This window comes from Pedobacter sp. SYP-B3415 (assembly GCF_004138205.1).
Taxonomy (GTDB): domain Bacteria; phylum Bacteroidota; class Bacteroidia; order Sphingobacteriales; family Sphingobacteriaceae; genus Pedobacter.
In genome coordinates, this window is the sequence record NZ_RXNQ01000011.1 from 165924 (window position 1) to 185304 (window position 19381).

Here is a 19381-nt window from a genome sequence, read left to right on the forward strand (position 1 = left end):
TTCATGTTTTATACCTTGCGAATCTGATAATGCGGGATGTTAAGGTTTGACCGGCCACTCTTCAGCGGAAGCTCATCCAGAATACGAATGGCCAGAGGTTATTGCATATATGCAGCAGGCAGCTCCACAACAAACCAAGCCGTAACGCAGTCCAGTTTAGTATGAGACCGTTGATGAAAAATGGCAGCAAGGTTATTCCAATTGTAAGTTCAGCGGCAGACCCGAAATTGAAGTTGAAATAATGCCATAGTGCAAAACACGCAGCACTTATCCAGGATAGCGCGCGCTGGGCGGGATGTGTGCTGAGCGCGGCGTGCAGCTTCCGGAACGGCCTGGCAGGCAGGGCCAGAACCAGCATTGAACCGGTCAGCGCAAGCGCCGTATGCAACGACATCAGATAAAAATTCCAGCCGCATAGCCTGCATACAGTCAGGTACGTGACCGCAACCAGCGCAGCCCTGAACCACCGGCTGTTCCTCTGAAGAATCCCTCTGAAGGCAAGCTCCTCAATGAGTGGTCCGAGCAGGACGAACTCGAAAAATAGTCCCGCCTGCGACATTCCGCGCAGATAATCCGGCAGTCGCCGGCCGGCAATAACATCGTCAATGATGCCATACCTGACCAGCAGAACCTGGATCCCTGCACAGACGAAGTTCACGGCCAGCATAAACAAGAGGGACTTACCAATAAATAAAGCATTCCTGGCCGGATTTGCCGGCAAACCGGATGATGAATTGTGCTCGCTGAGAAAACAGTAAAAGTCGCGCAAATAGGCGGCCATGGGTCGATGTTAAGATTTGTAAGGTTTTACCACCAAATTTATACATTTGGCCATTCCTTTTAGCGATCTGACGTTACCTATGAAAGAAAACTACCTCACAAGTGTTCAAAAACAGTTTATGTATTATAAGTCGCTCGGCGACCGCGCCATGCAGCAGGTAAATGACGAACAACTGTTTGCACAGCCCGGCGCAGAGAGCAACAGTATTGCCATCATTGTGCAGCATATGGCAGGCAACATGAAGTCGAGATTTACCGACTTTCTGGGTTCAGACGGTGAAAAGGAATGGCGCAACCGCGATCGCGAGTTCGAGGCAGTGTTACACAGCCGGACCGAGGTTCTGACAGCCTGGGAAGAAGGTTGGCAGGTCCTCTTCGGTACCCTCTCAGCCCTTCACGAAGAGCAGCTCGCAGAGATCGTTTATATCCGTAACGAAGGGCATACCGTTTTGGAAGCGCTGAACAGGCAATTATCACATTATCCCTACCACGTTGGGCAGATCGTCTTGCTGGCAAAAATGTTCGCAGGCTCCTGGCAAAGCCTTTCCATCCCGCGCAGCGGATCGGCAGAATATAACGCCGGGAAATTCGACAGGGAAAAACAACGCAGGCACTTTACCAACGACCATGAAGCCTGACCGCTCAGGTAACAGGGTTCCTTTCATCCTAAGGTATACCAATTTCTACCATTAATTGTGAATAAAGTATTAATTGTCAAATTGTTAACAGGGTATTTTTGGTGCGTAAACACTAACCAAATCTTAAACCCATGAAAACAATGAGACATCTGCCGGTGCTGCTGGCATTGCTGGTATGTTACGCTGCATGTAAAAAAACGGAGCATACAGCAGGAGAAAACGCGGGGAGCCCGGCTAAACAGTCCCCTGTGGCCCGCATAAATGCCGTTGGGTCGGTGAGCATTTCAGGTAATAAATTTTATGTAAACGGCAAACAGATCTTTTTCAACGGCATCAACACCGCCTGGCAGAAACAAAATGATTACAGCCTTGACTTTCTTGATCGCAATTATGATCCAAACTGGTGGAATGCGGAATTCGCGCGCTACAATCAGAACCGGATTAACCTGGCCAGGATATGGATTCATGGCTCTGGTGCCTATAGCCCCGGCATAGACGGCAATGGTTATACTTTAAGTCCGAGCAGCCGTTTCCTTTCAGATATGGACGGACTGGTTCAGAAAGCCAAGGACTGGAACATTTATATCATGCCCACTTTCTGGTCTTTTGATATGGCGAAAGGCAGCAAAGCCGTCCAGTTCAGGAACATCATCACAGACATCAATAAAACAAATTCCTATATTAATAATTTTCTGATCCCGATCGTAAAGCGCTATAATTCAGTTCCTAATATAATGGGCTACGATTTATGCAATGAGCCCGAACATATCTGGCGCGATGCCGATTGCGGCAGGCTGGACCGCAATAAGGTGATCAGGTTCCTGGCCATGTGTGCGGCTGCCATCCATAAAAACTCTACAAAGCCAGTAACCGTAGGGTCTATGTGGATTTGTTTTAATAGCGACCGGTACATTGGCTATAATACCTACACGGGCGATAACCGGTATACCGGGAATAATTACAGCAATGCATCGTTACAGGCACAGTTTAACGATTCGCAAGCCTATCTTGACTTCTGGTCTCCGCACTGGTATGCCTGGCAGAGCAGCAGTGGCCCCTTTGCAACTTCTATTGGTTACTGGCTGGACAACGGCAATAAACCTGCATTGATCGGCGAAACTTATGGCGGTAATGTAAGCAGCTCGACGCCAAACAACAGTGGCAATTATAATATCACTATGGAAAATTATTATAAACAATCATACTGGAACGGGTATGCAGGTGTATGTGCCTGGAAAAATCCATGGGAGAACGATGGATACGGTTCTTTTAATGGCATTGCTGCCGGAACGAACGCGTTTTACACGGCTTACCCGGCACTGGTATATCCTTAGCACCTTTATAGTTCACGGATCCTTAACGTTAATCCGTGGACCTTTTTCACTGCTTATTGTTAAAAAAACATTAGTGATGGCTGGCCGATCAAAATATCTTTGGAGACCGGGTTTGCATACGGAGCCTGGAATATGTTATGATGGAACTCTCAAAAGCTAATGTCGATAAGGAGCTGCAGGCTATTCTGAACTATTGGAGAACGAAGATGGTAGATCCGGCGGGCGGCTTTTTCGGCAGGATCGATGAAAACGAACGTGTTGACACGGCTGCGGCTAAGGGTGTGGTGCTGAACGCAAGAATTCTATGGACTTTTTCGGCGTGTTGGAATTACACCCGGAGCAGGCAAGATTTTGAGCTGGCACAACGCGCGGCCGATTATATGCATGATCATTTCACTGATCTGGAAGCCGGGGGCGTATATTGGTCTGTGACCGCTAACGGACAGCCACTGGACACAAAGAAGCAGATTTACGCGCAAGCGTTTGCCATCTATGGGCTCTCGGCGTTTTACCGGATTGCCTCCCGCCAAAAAGACCTGCAGCTCGCAATTGATCTGTTCAGGTGTATTGAACAATACAGCGTCGACCGTGGGCTTGGCGGTTATCTTGAAGCATTTTCACGCGAATGGACTGAACTTGCTGACTTACGGCTTAGCGAGAAAGATGCCAACGAAAAGAAAACAATGAATACGCACCTGCATATTCTTGAAGCCTATACACTGCTCTACCAGGTATGGCCGGATGCAACATTGAAAAACAGCCTGAGGTCATTGCTCGATGTATTTGCCGATCAGATATACGATCACCAAAGGCGCCACCTGCGGCTTTTTATGAATGAAAAGTGGGAAAGCAAATTGAATATCGTATCGTTTGGTCATGATATCGAGGCCAGCTGGCTGCTGCTTGAAGCCGCTCAGGTTTTGGGCGATGCACATTTGCTGACCCGTGTTCAAACACTGGCGCTTGAACTGGCGGATGCCTCGCTGGAAGGAATTGCGGCTGACGGCGCTATGATTTATGAATATGATGCTGACTCGAAACACATGAATAACGAGCGCCACTGGTGGGTACAGGCTGAAGCGATGGTTGGGTTTCTGACAGCGGCACAGCTAAGCGGGGATTCGCGCTTTTACAGCGTCACCGCGGGGTTGTGGGATTATACCGCTAAGGCGATCATTGACCGGACAAACGGGGAGTGGTATTGGGGGCGGAAGGGGAACGGAGAACTTATGCCGGGAGAAGACAAAGCGGGTTTCTGGAAGTGCCCTTATCATAACAGCAGGGCTTGCCTCGAATTACTTAACAGACTTTAAGCTTAAAAGTAACCGGCTCATGCATATTGCATGAGCCGGTTTTATTTAGGATACGGCTACGCTATTGGCACCGATCAGGTTGTTGATAGCTCTTACAGATGCCGCTGAGCTCAACCCGTCTTCGGGTGTATTGATCACATAATCAATAAGTTGCTGTACGCTGGTTTCGGCTACATGCATACGTGTGTCTGACGATGCATAATAGACCAGCACGCGGTCACCATCCTGAATCCAGCCGTTTGAAAAAACCACGTTAGAAACATCACCGATCCGTTCTTCACCTTCCGGTGCGATAAAATAACCTGCGGGTTTATGAATAATCCGGGTCAGGTCGTCTAGAGCAGTCATAAACAGGTAAAGTGTGTAGCGCAGTCCCGCGGCCGTGTTTCTTACGCCATGCGCCAGGTGAAGCCAGCCCTTATCCGTTTTAAGCGGTGCCGGACCAAGGCCATTTTTGGCCTCGTAAATGGTATGGTATACCTTCCGGTCAAGAATGACTTCTTTGCTCACGACAGCCGGGTTCATGCTTTCGGCCAGGCCGAAGCCGATGCCGCCGCCGTTACCTGCCTCGATGAAACCATCCTGCGGACGGGTGTACAGCGCATACTTCCCGTCGACAAACTCAGGATGAAGCACTACGTTACGCTGCTGCGGTGAAGGTGTTTCCAGGTCGGGCAGGCGCTCCCAGGTTTTAAGGTCGCGCGTACGTACAATGCCACACTGGGCAATGGCAGCGGTCTGGTCGCCTTCGGGCGCTTCAGGGTCACGCCTTTCTGTGCAGAAAAGGCCGTAAATCCAGCCGTCTTCATGCTGCACAAGGCGCATGTCATATACGTTGGTGTCGGGTTCATCATTTTCAGCAAGCGTAACCGGCTGTTCCCAGAATCTGAAGCCATCAATTCCGTTGGCACTTTCTGCCACTGCGAAAAAAGACTTCCGGTCTGAGCCCTCCACGCGGGCAACGAGGATATAACGGCCCTCGAAAAGGATCGCACCGGCATTAAAAACCGCGTTTATGCCAATCCGCTCCATCAACCAGGGATTGGCTTCCTCATTGAAGTCATACTTCCAGTTCAGCGGCACATGTGCTGCCGTCAGGACGGGGTTTTGATAGCGGAAAAAGAGTCCGTTCCCCAGTTCCTCGCGCTGATTTGGCCGCCTCAGATACGCTTCGTATTGCGATTTCAGTTTGTCTGATCTTTCTTGAAAATAGGTGTTCATATTTATTGGATGAAATGTGTAGTTCAATTTCGGGGTTCGCCACGGGCTTCCCGGCGGCGCGAAAGTTCTTTTGAGAGGTCAATCATATAGGTGTCACTTAGTTTGTAAAACAGGATGATGCCAACCGATAACAGCGAGCCGGCGGCGGGGATGAGACTCATCATGTACCTGATGCCGGTTTGTGCGGCTTCATTCTGGACGGCGTTCGCCTGGAAACCGTACGATGCGAGAATCCAGCCGGTCAGTGCGCCGCCTAGCGTCCAGCCAAGTTTTTGCGACATTGAAGAGGAAGAAAAGATCAGCCCTGTTGCCCGGCGACCGGTTTTCCATTCCGAATAATCGGCAATGTCCGCATACATCGACCACAGTAGGGGGAAGATGCTGCCGGCACAAATGCTGATCAGAATCTGCAGCGCAAAAACCAGGAAGACATCCTGAGGCGAGCAGAGGTAGAACACGATGCTTAATGCGGTAGCAAGAAGCATGGCTCCGATAAACGTATTTTTCTTTCCTGTCCGGTCCGACACTAGTTTAGCAAGCACAACACCCACAATATTTGCGGCTTGTCCAAGAACCAGGTACAGCGTGCTGTAACTGAACTGCATGCCTAAAAGGGCGATGCCCTGGCTGTTGCCGCCGAAATAGTATTTGAAATAATAAACGGCGGAACCGTCGCGAAGGGAGTTAAATATCAGTGTACATACGCCTGCGCCCAGTAAAATGAACCATGGCTTGTTGCGGGCCAGATCTTTCAGGTCAGCGCTAAGGTTGCTTTTCTGTGCCGGCAGATCGGTTATCCGCTCGCGTGTCCAGGCAAAAGTGAGGTAAAACAGTACCACTGCGATCAGGGCATAAACAGCTATGCTTGCCTGCCAGCCTGTTTTCAGTGCCTGCTGATCGGTTTTACCGTCGCTGAACCATTCGACCAGCGACTCGGCGCTTCCCAGGACGAGGATGCTTCCGGCGAAGGCGAATACGAAGCGGAAGGTCGACAGGGCGGTGCGCTCGCGGGTGTCAGCGCTCATCACACCCATCAGCGAGGCATAAGGTACGTTGATAGCAGAATAGATCATCATCATCAGCGTGTAGGTTACATATGCATAGATGATCTTTCCCGTGCTGCTGAATTCGGGAGCGGTGAAGGTAAGTACACCGATCAATCCGAATGGAACAGCTACCCAAAGCAGGTAGGGGCGAAATTTACCCCAGCGGGTCTGGGTGCGGTCGGAGAGCACACCGATGAGCGGGTCAAGTGCGGTGTCCCAGATCCGGGTAATCAGGAACATTGTTCCTACCACGCCGGCCGCAATACCGAAAACATCGGTATAATAATATAAAAGGTATACGGAAAATAGTTTCCAAAACATGGATGAGGCGAAGTCGCCGAAGCCGTAGCCGATCTTTTCTTTTAAGGAGAGTGCTTGTTTCATGCGTTACTGAAAGTGGTCTTGTATTCGACGAAGGTCTTCATTTTTGCGCGTTTACCAGCCTGGCATTTTATCGAGCGTGATCACGCGCGAAGCGCTGTGGAGCGCACTAAGTTGTTCGCTGCTGTTTTGCTGAAATACAAGCTCAGACCAGCCCATAAAAAATGTCCATTTTGGCTGCTCCAGTAATTGCTGGGCTGTTGGCAGCTTATCACATTCGCCGATCGCTATAGGTTTGCCTTCGGCGATACGAAGCATAGCCTGGTATTTTGCAAGCGTGAATCCGCTGCCATCATAAAAATCAAGCGCAGCTACATCCCAGTATTCTTTACCAGGATTATAGTTTGTCAGATCAGAGGACAGGGTAGGGAAGTCCTGCATATCCCACACCCAGATCAGGTTGCTTAAACCTTTAACATTTTTCATGTAATTGTGTGTGTATTGCCAGAGCTTTCGCGTGCCGTTTGCGCTGGGCCGGCCACCCCACCAGAATTTACCCTGGTTCATTTCATGCAGCGGACGCCAGAGAACCTCAACGCCCTGGTCTTTAAGAAATTTCAGATACCCGCTCACTTCGTCCATCATAGACTTCCATTTTGTGTTGATGGCTGTTCCTTCCGTTAGCAAATCGTTCCATTCCTTGTCAGAAAGTGCGCTCATTACCCCCTGACCGTTGTCCCATTCACAAGGCTGAGACTTGGCAGGATTACAGGCATGCCACATAATATTAATCACGGCACCCTTTTTCCATTGGTTGAGCGCTTCGCTGATCATGATCTGGCGGTTGCTGATGTTATCCTGCTGAAACAGAAAATCACCGCTCCAAAGCGCCGGATATTTTCCGGTAACCGACTTCATCTGTTCGGTAAACCGCGCGGGCGTACTATTCGGTTCCCGGTTGTGCATTCCTGATAGTGTTTTGTTTCCTGAAATGCTGTACAGGTAGTTTAGGGTCTTGAATGGTGTGTTCGGTGTGACCGGATCGGGTTCTTTTTTCTCCTGATTGTCTCCGGCCGGTTTTTTACAGGCCGAAAGGCCTGTCGCAACACAAAGCAGGAAAAGCAGTATACGCTTCATAGTTTTTCGATTATAAGTCAGGCGGTTCCGGCTGGTGCCGGAACACCCGAAGCTGATAGTTAATGATAAGTTGCGTCTTAGTTTTTCCTTACATCGATCCAGAAACGTCTGGGTTTCTTTACAAACTTGTCGAGGTCGCTGTAGATATTTCCCCAGTCATCGTTGCCGTTCAGCGTAAACTCAAATGACTGGCTGGCAACCGTTTTTTTCGCGTTGTTACCCAGGTCGATGGTGCCTGCACCGATAAATTTGCCCGTAGCGGTTTTTCCGTCTGCAAACGTAAAGGTGATGGTATTGTTTACATAATTGCGGCTCCACTTGCCTTCGCCTTTTGGTATGGTCCTGTAAAAGCTGTTTACGTCTGTCTGCGGCGTGCCGGTAAACAGGAAATTGGCATATTTACCGTCGGCACCGGCATTGTTGCTGATGTTTCCGAAAGTGTTGCCTTCAGCAGTTACGCCGCCGAAGGTAAATACAAGCTGGTTGTCGAGTTCAGCCGCGGGACCATCGGCCGCCGGCCAGATCCAGGGTTTGTCGGTCATTTTTAGCACAGCTGCGCCACCGTACTCCGGCCCGGTACCGCCATATACCACCAGGTCTGTTACGGCGTAGGTGCCCAGGATACTTTCTGTAAACGGGACCAGTTCTACCGTCCATTCGCGTGTTTCGCCGCTTTCGGCAGTTACTGTGTATTTTGTCTTGTTGCCGTTGCCGCTAAAGTTGATCGTCTCACCCGATGCCGGACTGATACTGGCTTTGTAGGAACTCTGAATACTCGGACGAACTTTGCTAAGGTCTGTATTACCCTGCATGAGCACCTTTACCATAACGGTACCGGCGCTGCGGTTAATTTCAGCGGGACCGATCTGGACAAGTCCATCGCCAAGCGTGAAAGCTTCTATAGACTTTTCGTTACTCTCGACGTCTTTATAGGGGTCTTTCTGACAGGCCAGGGCTGTAATCAGCATGATGCAGAGCCAGATATTTTTCATGATCGCGTTTGTTTTCATGATGTTAAGTTTATTTGATTAAAGGGTTGGTATCAATTTCACGTTGCGGGATAGGGAAGAAGTAGGCGCCGCTTGTTATGGTTTTGCCATATTTCTGCACCAGAATTTTTTCCATGCTGTTTGTACGGCGCAGATCGAACAGGCGGTTGCCTTCGAAAGCCAGCTCAAGCGCCCGTTCTTCAACTATGGCGTCGCGAAATGCCTGCAGCCCGAGTGCGGGGTTGAGCGGGCCAATACCCGCCCGGGCCCTGATGCGGTTTACTGCTGCATAACCTTCGGTAGTCGGGCCGGCAGCTTCGGCAAACACCAGGAGAATGTCTGAATAACGTATTACAGGCGAATTGCAGCTGCTTTTATCGCCAACGCGCAGCGGATCAATGAACTTTCTTGTGAACGGCCGCGAGCTGCTTGTGATATCCAGATTATAGGTGGTGCCGGCGTTTGTATAACTTGACACGATGAGTTCAGTTTTGCGCCTATCGTTGGTTGCATAGGCATTATAGATGGCAGCTTCTGTGCGGAAATGTGCCCAGCCCTGGCCTATATTGATGGTCCTGCTGGCAGGATCGCTGGCGTCGTATGGAATGGTCATCGGCCGGTCGGCTGGGAGAAACATGTTTGGCAGTTTCGAGAAATTTCCTTCAACCTCGCCGGTGCGGTCTACTGCCGCGTCGAAGATGTGCTCAGACACGGCAGTTTTTTTATAAACCTCGGTATCAAAAATTTCTGGCAGCCGCTCGGTAAAACCGAAAGTGGTCTGACCGGAAATTACCCGGGAAGCGGCGGTACGCGCTTGTGTGTAAGCTGCTTCAGCATCGGGAACAAAGCCATAACCGGGTGCGCCCGTGGCTTTAGACGAGGCCAGGTGCAGGTGTACTTTCGCCAGGAGCGCATCTACTGCTACCTTATTCGCGCGGCCTTCGCTGATCCGCGGAACGGTGATTAGTTGTCCGGCTTGGTTCAGGTCAGCAAGGATCAGGTCAAAGATGTCTTTCAGCGAGGCTTTTGGGGCGGGAATCTGCGCTACGTCAGATATTGTTTCCAGGCGTAAGGGAACTTCGCCAAACATCCGGACCAGGTTAAAATAATGCAGTGCACGGAGGAAATGGCCTTCGCCAACAACCTGATTTCTTGCAGCCTCGGGCATGGAACTGATGTTGGGCACATTCGTGATAACCGCATTGGCACGTGCAATACCCCGGTAAATATAGGTCCAGATGTTGTCCAGATCAGAATTGTTCGGGGTGGTACGCAGTTCGTCGAGTTCGAAGTTTGCGGCACCGGCATCTCCTTTTTGCGTCAGGTTTTCTGTAGGCAGTTCGGTAATAATGTAGTAGCCGCGCGAATAATAGCCAACTTCGGGCAGCACAGAATAGGCATAGATGATTGCTGATTCGGCATCGGCAGCTGTCTTATAGAAAGATCCGGTATTGGTCAGTCCGTATGGCTTTTCTTCCATCTTGCCGCAAGCCGTCGGAAACAGTGATGCTGCAGACAAGGTGCCGATGAGAATAAATTTATAGTTGAGTTTTTTGATGTTCATGACTGTAGTTATTAGAATCCGACATTTATTCCCAGTGAAAATGCTCTTGGGCGAGGATAACCGCCTGTGTTGATGCCCGTTTCACCAACCTCCGGATCGTAACCCGGATTAAATTTGGTAAAGGTGTACAGGTTATTTGCAGAGAGATAAGCACGCAGGCTGTTCAGACCTTTTACCAGGCCCGGCTTGAAGTTGTAACCGAGTGTAATGTTTTGGATGCGAAGAAAAGAACCGTCGGTCAGGAAAAAATCTGAAGCCTTGTACCCCCGGTTCGCATTGGCCCGGGGAAACTCGTTGCTGGCATTGTCTGGTGTCCAGCGCAGAATCTGGCGGCTTGGTGTCATTTTGTTAAAGTCCCAGACATCGTTGCCCTGAACACCATAAAGCTGTGCAGACAGGTCGAAACCTTTGTACCGCAGACTGGTGTTGATGCTGTACAGGAAATCGGGGTTCGGGTTACCAATAATGGTCCGGTCGTTCGCATCTATGATGCCATCGGGTACACCTTGTGGGCCGGAAATATCCATATATTTGATTTCCCCCGGCAGGGCTTCAGAACCGGTCAGACCGGCAGCAATACCTTCCTCAACCGTCTGGATAATACCGGCCGAGCGGTAACCGTAAAAGGCGAACATCGGCTGCCCAAGCGTGTAGGTGCTGATGCGCTGGCGCACGGCTTCATAAAGCGTTCCGACTTCCACCCGGTTACTTTCACCCATGCTTACCACTTCATTGCGATTCAGCGTAAAGGTTCCGCCAATGGTCCAGCTCAGGGCTGAGCCGCGCAGAATGTCTGCATTCAGACCAAGTTCAAAACCCGTGTTTTTTACCTCTCCGTCGTTTATCCATTGCTGGTCGTAACCGGCCGATGGGGCGATCGTTTTCAGGCGAAGCAGATCATTCGTCTTTTTGATATAAAAATCTGCTGTAAGCGTAAACCGCTGGTCCATCAGGCCAATGTCTATACCTGCATCAAACGAACGGGTGGTCTCCCAGCGAAGGCTATTGTTTCCCAGACCGCCTACCACGGTTCGACCCTGCTCATCATTGGCGCCGGCCAGTCCGGGACCAAAGCCTGTCTGAAACGCGGCGCCGGTAAAGTAACGGTATGAACCAAAACGGTCGAGCGTCTGGTATGGACTGATACCCTGGTTTCCGGTAAGACCATAACTGGCGCGAAGTTTCAGCTCAGAGAAAATTTTCATCGATTTAATGAAGTCTTCTTCGTTCAGTTTCCAGGCAACGGCGCCCGAAGGGAAGAAAGCCCATTTGTTATTTGCGCCGAATTTAGTCGAGCCGTCTGCCCGGGCTGTAGCTGTAAAAAGGTATTTATTAAATAAGGAATAATTCAGCCTGCCATAAAAACTGTTCAGATCGAAGCGGCTTAAGCCGTTTGAAAGCGATTTGGTTACCGCAGTTTCCAGGTTCTCGTTCAGAAGGTTATCATTTACGAATTCCCGGCCGATCAGCAAACTCGACCGGTTTACCGTTTTCTGGATGGTATTTCCCGCAACCAGGGTAAACTGATGATCATCGCCGAAGTTCTTCGTTGCCGTAAAATAGTTTTCGTTAAGCAGGTCGGTATAATTTCCGTTGTCGATCGAGCCGAAACCTTTGTTTTCAAACCCGCGGAAGGTTACATCGCGGGGATCGTACTGGTCGTTGATTGCATTGCCATATTTCGAGCTGAGCTGACTTCTGAACTGCAGCCAGCCGGTAATTTTCGCGTCGACAAATAGTGTTCCGAAGAGATCGAAAGATTTGCTGCGGTTCAGCACACGGTTGGCCAGGGACAGCGGATTGCCATAGTCAGTGCTGCTCATTCTGAAATAGTTTCCGTTTTCGTCGTATGCAGGAAAAATCCGGCTTCTGCCTACGCCAAGGCCCATGCCCGTGTTGTTCGTGTAGGCAAGTACGATGTTTGTGCCAACGGTAATTGCTTTGTTCAGCTGCTGGCTAAGGTTTAGCCGCCCGGTATATTTGTCAAACCCATTATTGATCGCTATGCCATCTTCATTATAATAATTTCCTGACAGCGAATATTTGGTTTTCTCCGAGCCGCCGTCTGCGCTGAGTGTATAACTTTGGGAGAAAGGATTCCGGTAAACCAGGTCCACCCAGTCGGTATCATATGGCCATGGTCCTTTTCCGGCGGCAAGTCCGCGCAGCTCTGCGATTGACGGGTAATAGATGGTCTTGCTGCCTTCGCCAAACGGGCGGTTGATCCCGATATAGGGAATATCTGTTGCAATGGCGCCGCCGTTTATCGCAGCTTCGTTGGCATAGATAGCCTCATCGACAGGATCGCGCCAAAGATCTGGTTTGTTGGACAGGGTAGAAAGTGTGTTGAGTGAACTGAATGTAATGCGCGACTGACCGGCTTTGCCTTTTTTTGTTGTGACCAGGATAACGCCGTTGGCGGCACGGGAGCCATAGATTGCTGCAGACGACGCGTCTTTAAGTACCTCAATGCTTTCAATATCTTCCGGGTTAATCTGTTTCAGGTTGCCGGCATCGCCGAAAGGCAGACCGTCTACAACCATGAGCGGATCTTTTGATCCGTTCAACGAGCTGGCGCCGCGGATACGGATTGTTGCGCCAGATCCCGGCTGTCCGCCCGATGTGATAACCTGCACCCCTGCAATTTTTCCCTGGAGCAGCTGGTCTACAGATGCCGCCGGTGTGCGGTTAAGTTCACTTCCCTTGAGTGTGGCCACCGACCCTGTCAGGTCGCTCTTCTTTACAGCCCCGTAACCTACCACCACCACATCATCGAGATCTTTGTTGTCTGCCTGCATGGAAACGTTCAGACTTGCCTGCGCGATGCCTACACTGACCTCCCGGGTCTGCATACCTATATAAGTAAATACCAGGGTTTTGCTTCCGTTTACTGCGATTGAAAAATTGCCATCGGGATCGGTACTGCTGCGTACATTTTCGCCCTTAAGGGTAACTACAACACCCGGCAAGCCGGCACCCTGCGCGTCGGTTACCCGGCCCTTTACCGTGCGTGTTTGCGCAAACAGCGGACCTCCGGCAGTAACTAAAAACAGGATACAGGTAAGTATCTTGTACAAAGTTTTGTTCATAAGATTTGCTTAAATGAATATTTGGTTGCTTGATTTGGTTCGATTCAAAGATAGAAGCGCCGGGATCGGATAACTTAATAGTATTTTAACATTTGCTTATATTTAATCTTGCTTTTTCATGCTGATGCGTCTCTTCGCTATGATGGTAGTATTCTGGCACCGGCAATGAATAGCGTGTACTCAATTAATGATCTTCCGTACAAATCCTGTTTACTTCCTGGGGTTGTAGCCTGTACGATCAATACATGCACTTTTTTAGGAATGCTTTAGACACTGTGCGCACACAACCGGACTGAACCGGATTGATATTTTTTTAACAAATTCTTGTCTTTTTCAAGTCGTTGGCAACAGTGTTTAGCGCGATATCATGATTTCTACTATTTTAGCTTCTAAACCAAATATGAGCACGATGTATAACGGCATGATCCGGGAAATAACCCCGCTAACTGTTCACGACTGTTTCACGATTTTCTCCCGCGTTAAATCTGAATTCGATTTTCCGCTTCATAATCATGAAGAAATGGAGCTAAACCTCATTCTCGATGCCTCGGGGGCAAAACGAATTGTTGGTGACCATATTGACGAGATCGGTAATCATGAGCTTGTATTTGTCGGCTCAAATCTTCCTCATGGCTGGTTTAATCACAACTGCCGAAGCCGGGAAATCAGGGAATTTACGGTACAGTTTCATAAAGATTTTATCGACGAGAGTTTTTTGCGCAGAAATCAGCTAAGCCAGATCAGGAAGATGTTTGAGCAGGCCAAACAGGGTATTCTGTTTTCGAAAGAAACCGTTGAAGAGATCACGCCGCGCATCCTGGCCCTTGTAGACCAGCGGGGATTCGGCTCTATACTCGAACTGCTTTCTATTCTGCACGCGCTTTCCAACTCAAAGAATTACCGGACCCTCTCTGACGCGAGTTTTACGAATGAAAAATATAATTTCAACAGCCGGAGGATAGAAAAAGTCTTTGAATACATGAATGCCAATTTTCATAAACTGATCAGCCTGGCCGATGTGGCGAAAGTGGCCAATATGCCCGAAGCTTCGTTCAGCCGGTTTATCAAAAAACGGACAGGTTACAGTTTTATAGACAGCCTGAACGAGATCAGGCTGGGGCATGTATCGCGTATGCTGATCGATACCACACATTCGGTATCTGAAATTGCCTTCAAATGCGGGTTCAACAACATGGCGAACTTTAACCGCACTTTTAAAAGTAAGAAGGGATGCACGCCCAAGGAGTTCAGGGAAAGTTACCTCGGGACGCGCGTGTTTGTTTAACGTTTAATCTTATTTAGCTCGTCGAGCGTCAGAACCCGTTTGTCTGAGAACAAAGCTTTGATTTCCGCTTCACTGTTGTATTTATAAACAAGTTCAGACCAGCCCATAAAAAATGTCCATGCAGGCTGTTTAGCTAACGTTTCAGCGGTAGGGTAGACCTGGCATTCGCCCAGGGCGATGGGTTTGCCGGCAGCCGCTTTTTTAATGATATCGTATTTCTTTTGAGAGAAACCCGTTTTGTCGTCATAAATATCAAGAGCAAGTATATCCCAGTAAGCATCACCCGGTTTGTAAGCTACCGCATCCTGTTCAAGGGTCTCAAAGTCCTGAATATCCCATACCCAGATCAGGTTATTTAACTTCTTTTCCTGCGTCAGGTAATCATGCGTCAGTTCATACAGCTTTCGCGTGCCCTCGGCCCCGGGTCTGCCACCCCACCAGAAAATACCCTGATTCATCTCATGAAGGGGCCGCCACAGTACCTCTACGCCCGCCTTCTGTAGCTGTTGCAGGTAGGGCGCAACGGCATCCATACGTTTTTTCCAACGATTGTTCAGCTCCGAACCTTTTGTCAGCAGCTCTTTCCATTGTTGGTCGTTCAGCTTACTCAGTACACCCTGCTTGTCCCAGCCGCAAGGCTCTTCCAGTGCCGGATTACAGGCATGCCACATGATATTCACCACTGCACCGCGTTTCCATTGCCGAATGGCCTCATCAACCATTTTTTGCCTGGCGGCGATGTTCTCAGACTGGAACAGGAAATCGCCACTCCAAAGAGCCGGATAACTGCCCGTCGTTTTTTTGATTTCATCCGTCCAACGTGCAGGTGTATCGTTTGGTTCACGGTTGTGGATACCGGAAAGCACTTGTTTGCCCGAGATCTTGTAGAGCAGATCAAGCGTCTTAAATTTTTTAACAGGCTTTACCTGCCGGGCAATGACCGGCGAATAGAGTGCTGCGAGCAGAAGTATACAGATCAGTTTTGGTTTCATATCGGTTTGTTTGCAGTCAAAAATAGCGGCAGTGACTTGCACCTGCTAATATTAATTTGACAAAAAATGGTGTTTTAAGCCCCGACCTCGTTGTGGGTGCGGATAATGCGCGGCGACCGGCTGGCTCATCTGCCGGCGGATTGCCTGAATATTACCGGGATACCAGACCGGCACTTTTCGTACTTGAAAATAAAAACACCATTAATTGGCAAAATTGTATTGACCCTTTTTTAAACAGGGACGTAGCTTTGGCTAAACCAAATCGCTCAGCTATGCCATTTACAGTTGCCGGTCTCAGGCGTTTCTTTTTTCTCATGTTGCCCGGGCTTATTCAGTATCATACAGATACCTGTTTGCACGGAAGCGGCGGCCACCTATTGGTCCGGGCAGTGACTATAAAAATTCCCTTGGTGCAGTTCATGCCTCAGACATCGATTACGCACTCGGAAACTTTGGCTTAAACAGGCGCTACCGGTGGCAACAGGCCGACCGGGATGCTTCGAATACGTTTTCCGGTTACGTGATAAAGTTTGTAAAGACCGGCAACCCGGATGGTAAAAACCTTGCGGTATGGCCCGGTCTGCAAGCAGCATTCCAAAGGTAATGGAGATCGATTCGCTCTGCGTTGCCCGGCCTGAAAAAGATGGTAAACGGTATGTCCGGCTGGATCAGCTTTTTAGTTCACAATTAAATAATCCCGACACCTATATGAAACGTATAAAATTACTATTGATCCTGACGCTGAGCGTTCTCGCGGTGCGTAACCATGCCCAAACAAAAATTACGCGTGTCAGAAATGTGACGGCAAATGCCGTTCAGTATGAGTTGGCTGAATGGCAGGTTGATTTACAGGCCGCATTTCAAAATCCTTTTCTGCAGGAAGAGATCACCCTGGATATGTTGATTACCAGCCCGGCGGGCAAAACCCTCGTCTTACCGTGTTTTTTCGATTCAGGTGCTCCTGAGGCGTCGGTATGGCGGGCGCGGTTTTTACCACAGGAAAAAGGCAAATACCGCTGCAGCTTCAGGCTTCGGACACCGAAGGGGACACATGAAAGTGAAGCCATGGTTTTTGTCGTGAAAAGGGGAAGCGGCAAAGGGATTCTGCATGCTAACAACCAATGGACATTTCGGTACGATAACGGGGAGCATTACCGCGGACTGGGTGAGAACCTGTGCTGGGAATCGCGCGATAACGACGATTCGAAATTTTTCAAGGCCCTGCATGAAAACAAAAAGTACAATTACGAGTATATGCTGCCGTCGCTGGCAAAACACAGTGGCGATTACTTTCGTACCTGGATCTGTTCTTGGAACCTGCCGATCGACTGGAAGAGTGGTTTCAACAACAGCAGGTACACACCGTCAGATGCTTACTTCAACCCAAGCGCGGTACGTAAACTTGACCGGCTGGTAAGGCTTTCTGATTCGCTTAAATTACACATGATGCTCACACTGGGTGCTGGAACGCATACCAACAAACATGGTCGTTACGAGGTCGATATGCACCGCTTCTTTACAGACGAACAGGCGAAAGCTCAATACCGGAATCGTCTGCGTTTCATTGTTGCGCGCTGGGGATACAGTCCGTCTATAGGCGCCTGGGAATTTTTCAACGAAATCGACAACATCCAGTTCCGGGATCAGAATAACCCAATTCCAGCTGCTGATATTGTGCGCTGGCATGACGAGATGAGCGCTTACCTTGCCACAATTGATCCATACGAACATCTGATTACCACCAGCATTTCGCACCGTGATCTGGACGGTTTAAATAACCTGAAATATATTGACTTCAATCAAAAACACATTTACCGGAACAACCGCGCCCTGCCGACAACAATTGTCGATTATGGCAAACGTTTCTCCAAACCTTATGTGATCGGGGAATATGGCTTTGAGTACGACTGGCAGAAAAACTTTGACCTCTTTGCAGCAGAAATGGACAGCGATTTCAAAAGAGGGCTTTGGTATGGTTTGTTCAGTCCGACACCGGTTTTGCCGCTCTCCTGGTGGTGGGAATATTTTGATAACCGGGGTACTGACGCCTACCTTGCTCATGTAAGACCCGTGCTTGATGCGATGATGAAGGCCGGCAGGGGAGGATTTGCAACGGTGGAGTTCCGCAACACGCAGCCCGGTCTTGAAGTGTTTGCGGTTAAATGCGGCAAAAAGACGTTCGTGTATGTGTATAATCCGGGAAAAGAAGTGCTTGAAACAAAAGTCCGCTTTCCAGGCTCGGGCCCGGTGCGCAGCGCCTGGGTTTACGACTGCGAGCGTGCATCGTGGAGTAAGATTCACCTGAAAAAGGATGTCTCCGGTTCGCTGAGTGGTATTCGCGTTGCCCCTGGTGAAGATGTTGTCCTGGTTTTTTAAGGGCATGGTATGCGGACCCTTGACCGTGCTCCCGGCATCTGATCATGGGTTGTGACTAAAGCCCGGAACAATATCCCTTCGTGCGGTGTTCCGATTGGACAGCCTGCCTGACGCAGGCGTAACCAATCGCATATGTGAAAACAGTCACTCACCCTTACATAGCAATCGGCTCGTCAGCAGGCGGTTGGGAGACCCTGCCGCTTGTTTTGGAGAATCTGCCGGAAGATTTTCCTGCGTCTATATTTGTTGTTCAGCATCTATCAGGCGAATCTATTGGTGCCGGCTTTTTGAATCATCTGTCCAGAACAAGCGTACTGCCCTGCGCTTTTGCTGTGGATAACGAGCCTGTAAAACCAGGCCGCGTTTATCTTGCACCGCCCGATCATCATATGTTAAAAGGCGGTGGCCGGCTACGCGTTACAAAGGGGCCGCGTGAAAATGGTTTCCGGCCCTCCCTTGACACGCTTTTCCGGTCGATAGCATACAATTTTCCTGGACAATCTATCGGCGTGATTCTCTCCGGCATGGGAGATGATGGTACAGAAGGACTTGCTACAATCGGCCGCACCGGTGGTATAACAATGGTGCAAGATCCACAAGATGCACCTTTCCCTGATATGCCGCAAGCCGCTATAGAACAGATGGAGATTGACTACAAGGTTAAGGGAGTGGATATGGGCCTGGTCTTGGCGAACCTCGTGTATCGCGAAACAAAAGGGTATGCTGGTTTACCCGAAGACGTGGCGCAGGAGGCGGCGATCGCTGAACGGGTCCTGACGTCGATAGATGCCATCGAAGAAATCGGTATTGCCTCGCCTTTTACCTGTCCTGACTGCGGGGGCGTGCTGCATGATATCGATCACCAAAACGGAGTCCACAGCTTTCGATGTCACGCTGGTCACGCCTTCAGTGCGAAGACCCTTTTCAAATTGAAGTCAAAAGAGGCCGAGGAGGCGCTGTGGGCATCTTTACGGCTGCTTGAAGAGCAAAAGCGCATGCTTAGGCGGTTTCCGTCTGCTATTACAGAAACAAGCTCGGTAAGCCGCCGTCTTGCAGAAAATGACAGGTACATTACTTTGCTGAAAGACATTTTGTTAAGTGATGCGGAATCGCCCGACTAACTGTATATTAACCTACGTACTTGGCGAGACACATACGGTACATGACATTATGCGTGCTGCGTACATTGATTTGCCACAACGGGTATCATAGGCTTGAACAAGTTATATGATATCTCTGTTTATTGTTGAACGACAGGTGCCGCATTAAAATGATGCTTTCCAGCTTGAAAGGCAA

General features: G+C 49.5%; 15 protein-coding genes. 7 read left to right on the forward strand and 8 right to left on the reverse strand.

Annotated features, from left to right (window positions below):
* Positions 1-61 precede the first annotated feature (61 nt).
* The gene (locus tag EJV45_RS06700) at positions 62-781 is read right to left on the reverse strand and encodes a type II CAAX prenyl endopeptidase Rce1 family protein (protein ID WP_129714896.1); all 720 of its coding nucleotides are present in this window, start codon (positions 779-781) and stop codon (positions 62-64) included.
* A 79-nt stretch (positions 782-860) separates the two neighbouring features.
* Here EJV45_RS06700 and EJV45_RS06705 point away from each other — a divergent pair, with 79 nt between their 5' ends.
* The 3 genes from EJV45_RS06705 (at position 861) to EJV45_RS06715 (ending at position 4065) form a co-directional block, all read left to right on the forward strand.
* Positions 861-1418, forward strand: a complete 558-nt coding sequence (locus EJV45_RS06705; protein WP_129714897.1) for a DUF1572 family protein — start codon at positions 861-863, stop codon at positions 1416-1418.
* Positions 1419-1549: 131 nt separating this feature from the next.
* A complete protein-coding gene (locus tag EJV45_RS06710; protein WP_129714898.1) occupies positions 1550-2752 on the forward strand; it encodes a cellulase family glycosylhydrolase in 1203 nt (400 codons plus the stop codon).
* Positions 2753-2889: 137 nt separating this feature from the next.
* Positions 2890-4065, forward strand: coding sequence for an AGE family epimerase/isomerase (locus EJV45_RS06715; RefSeq protein WP_165305005.1), 1176 nt, complete (start codon positions 2890-2892; stop codon positions 4063-4065).
* Positions 4066-4110: 45 nt separating this feature from the next.
* Here EJV45_RS06715 and EJV45_RS06720 read toward each other — a convergent pair whose 3' ends face one another.
* The 6 genes from EJV45_RS06720 to EJV45_RS06745 form a co-directional block, all read right to left on the reverse strand.
* Positions 4111-5286, reverse strand: coding sequence for a glycosidase (locus EJV45_RS06720; protein ID WP_129714899.1), 1176 nt, complete (start codon positions 5284-5286; stop codon positions 4111-4113).
* A gap of 23 nt (positions 5287-5309) precedes the next feature.
* Positions 5310-6716 carry an MFS transporter gene (locus tag EJV45_RS06725; RefSeq protein ID WP_129714900.1) on the reverse strand — a complete coding sequence of 469 codons (1407 nt, stop codon included), beginning with the start codon at positions 6714-6716 and terminating at the stop codon, positions 5310-5312.
* 51 nt (positions 6717-6767) lie between these two features.
* Positions 6768-7790, reverse strand: coding sequence for a glycosyl hydrolase (locus tag EJV45_RS06730; protein WP_129714901.1), 1023 nt, complete (start codon positions 7788-7790; stop codon positions 6768-6770).
* A 77-nt stretch (positions 7791-7867) separates the two neighbouring features.
* Positions 7868-8800, reverse strand: coding sequence for a hypothetical protein (locus EJV45_RS06735; RefSeq protein ID WP_205942338.1), 933 nt, complete (start codon positions 8798-8800; stop codon positions 7868-7870).
* Positions 8801-8810: 10 nt separating this feature from the next.
* Entirely contained in the window at positions 8811-10343 is a 1533-nt protein-coding gene (locus tag EJV45_RS06740; RefSeq protein WP_129714902.1) for a RagB/SusD family nutrient uptake outer membrane protein, read from the reverse strand.
* An 11-nt stretch (positions 10344-10354) separates the two neighbouring features.
* Positions 10355-13432, reverse strand: a complete 3078-nt coding sequence (locus EJV45_RS06745) for a TonB-dependent receptor (RefSeq protein ID WP_129714903.1) — start codon at positions 13430-13432, stop codon at positions 10355-10357.
* 400 nt (positions 13433-13832) lie between these two features.
* Between EJV45_RS06745 and EJV45_RS06750 the strand changes: the two genes are divergently transcribed.
* Entirely contained in the window at positions 13833-14717 is an 885-nt protein-coding gene (locus EJV45_RS06750) for an AraC family transcriptional regulator (RefSeq protein ID WP_240755219.1), read from the forward strand.
* On the opposite strand, the gene EJV45_RS06755 is transcribed toward EJV45_RS06750, so the two are convergent.
* Entirely contained in the window at positions 14714-15709 is a 996-nt protein-coding gene (locus tag EJV45_RS06755) for a glycoside hydrolase family 26 protein (RefSeq protein WP_129714904.1), read from the reverse strand. The genes EJV45_RS06750 and EJV45_RS06755 overlap by 4 nt on opposite strands.
* Positions 15710-15986: 277 nt before the next feature.
* On the opposite strand from EJV45_RS06755, the gene EJV45_RS19735 reads away from it, so the two are divergent.
* From EJV45_RS19735 to EJV45_RS06770, 3 genes are all read left to right on the forward strand, one after another.
* Positions 15987-16313: a carboxylesterase family protein gene (locus EJV45_RS19735; RefSeq protein ID WP_129715070.1), complete on the forward strand. Its 327-nt coding sequence runs from the start codon at positions 15987-15989 to the stop codon at positions 16311-16313.
* On the forward strand, positions 16280-18085 hold the full coding sequence (locus EJV45_RS06765) for a DUF5060 domain-containing protein (RefSeq protein WP_129714905.1): 1806 nt from the start codon (positions 16280-16282) through the stop codon (positions 18083-18085). The genes EJV45_RS19735 and EJV45_RS06765 overlap by 34 nt, the downstream gene beginning before the upstream one ends.
* A 134-nt stretch (positions 18086-18219) precedes the next feature.
* Positions 18220-19206 carry a chemotaxis protein CheB gene (locus tag EJV45_RS06770; RefSeq protein WP_165305006.1) on the forward strand — a complete coding sequence of 329 codons (987 nt, stop codon included), beginning with the start codon at positions 18220-18222 and terminating at the stop codon, positions 19204-19206.
* The last annotated feature ends 175 nt before the right edge of the window (positions 19207-19381 follow it).

Coding starts and splice junctions, on each gene's coding strand:
- EJV45_RS06700 (WP_129714896.1), bottom strand. CDS start 781: ATGGCCGCCTATTTGCGCGACTTTTACTGTTTTCTCAGCGAGCACAAT.
- EJV45_RS06705 (WP_129714897.1), top strand. CDS start 861: ATGAAAGAAAACTACCTCACAAGTGTTCAAAAACAGTTTATGTATTAT.
- EJV45_RS06710 (WP_129714898.1), top strand. CDS start 1,550: ATGAAAACAATGAGACATCTGCCGGTGCTGCTGGCATTGCTGGTATGT.
- EJV45_RS06715 (WP_165305005.1), top strand. CDS start 2,890: ATGATGGAACTCTCAAAAGCTAATGTCGATAAGGAGCTGCAGGCTATT.
- EJV45_RS06720 (WP_129714899.1), bottom strand. CDS start 5,286: ATGAACACCTATTTTCAAGAAAGATCAGACAAACTGAAATCGCAATAC.
- EJV45_RS06725 (WP_129714900.1), bottom strand. CDS start 6,716: ATGAAACAAGCACTCTCCTTAAAAGAAAAGATCGGCTACGGCTTCGGC.
- EJV45_RS06730 (WP_129714901.1), bottom strand. CDS start 7,790: ATGAAGCGTATACTGCTTTTCCTGCTTTGTGTTGCGACAGGCCTTTCG.
- EJV45_RS06735 (WP_205942338.1), bottom strand. CDS start 8,800: ATGAAAACAAACGCGATCATGAAAAATATCTGGCTCTGCATCATGCTG.
- EJV45_RS06740 (WP_129714902.1), bottom strand. CDS start 10,343: ATGAACATCAAAAAACTCAACTATAAATTTATTCTCATCGGCACCTTG.
- EJV45_RS06745 (WP_129714903.1), bottom strand. CDS start 13,432: ATGAACAAAACTTTGTACAAGATACTTACCTGTATCCTGTTTTTAGTT.
- EJV45_RS06750 (WP_240755219.1), top strand. CDS start 13,833: ATGAGCACGATGTATAACGGCATGATCCGGGAAATAACCCCGCTAACT.
- EJV45_RS06755 (WP_129714904.1), bottom strand. CDS start 15,709: ATGAAACCAAAACTGATCTGTATACTTCTGCTCGCAGCACTCTATTCG.
- EJV45_RS06765 (WP_129714905.1), top strand. CDS start 16,280: ATGGCCCGGTCTGCAAGCAGCATTCCAAAGGTAATGGAGATCGATTCG.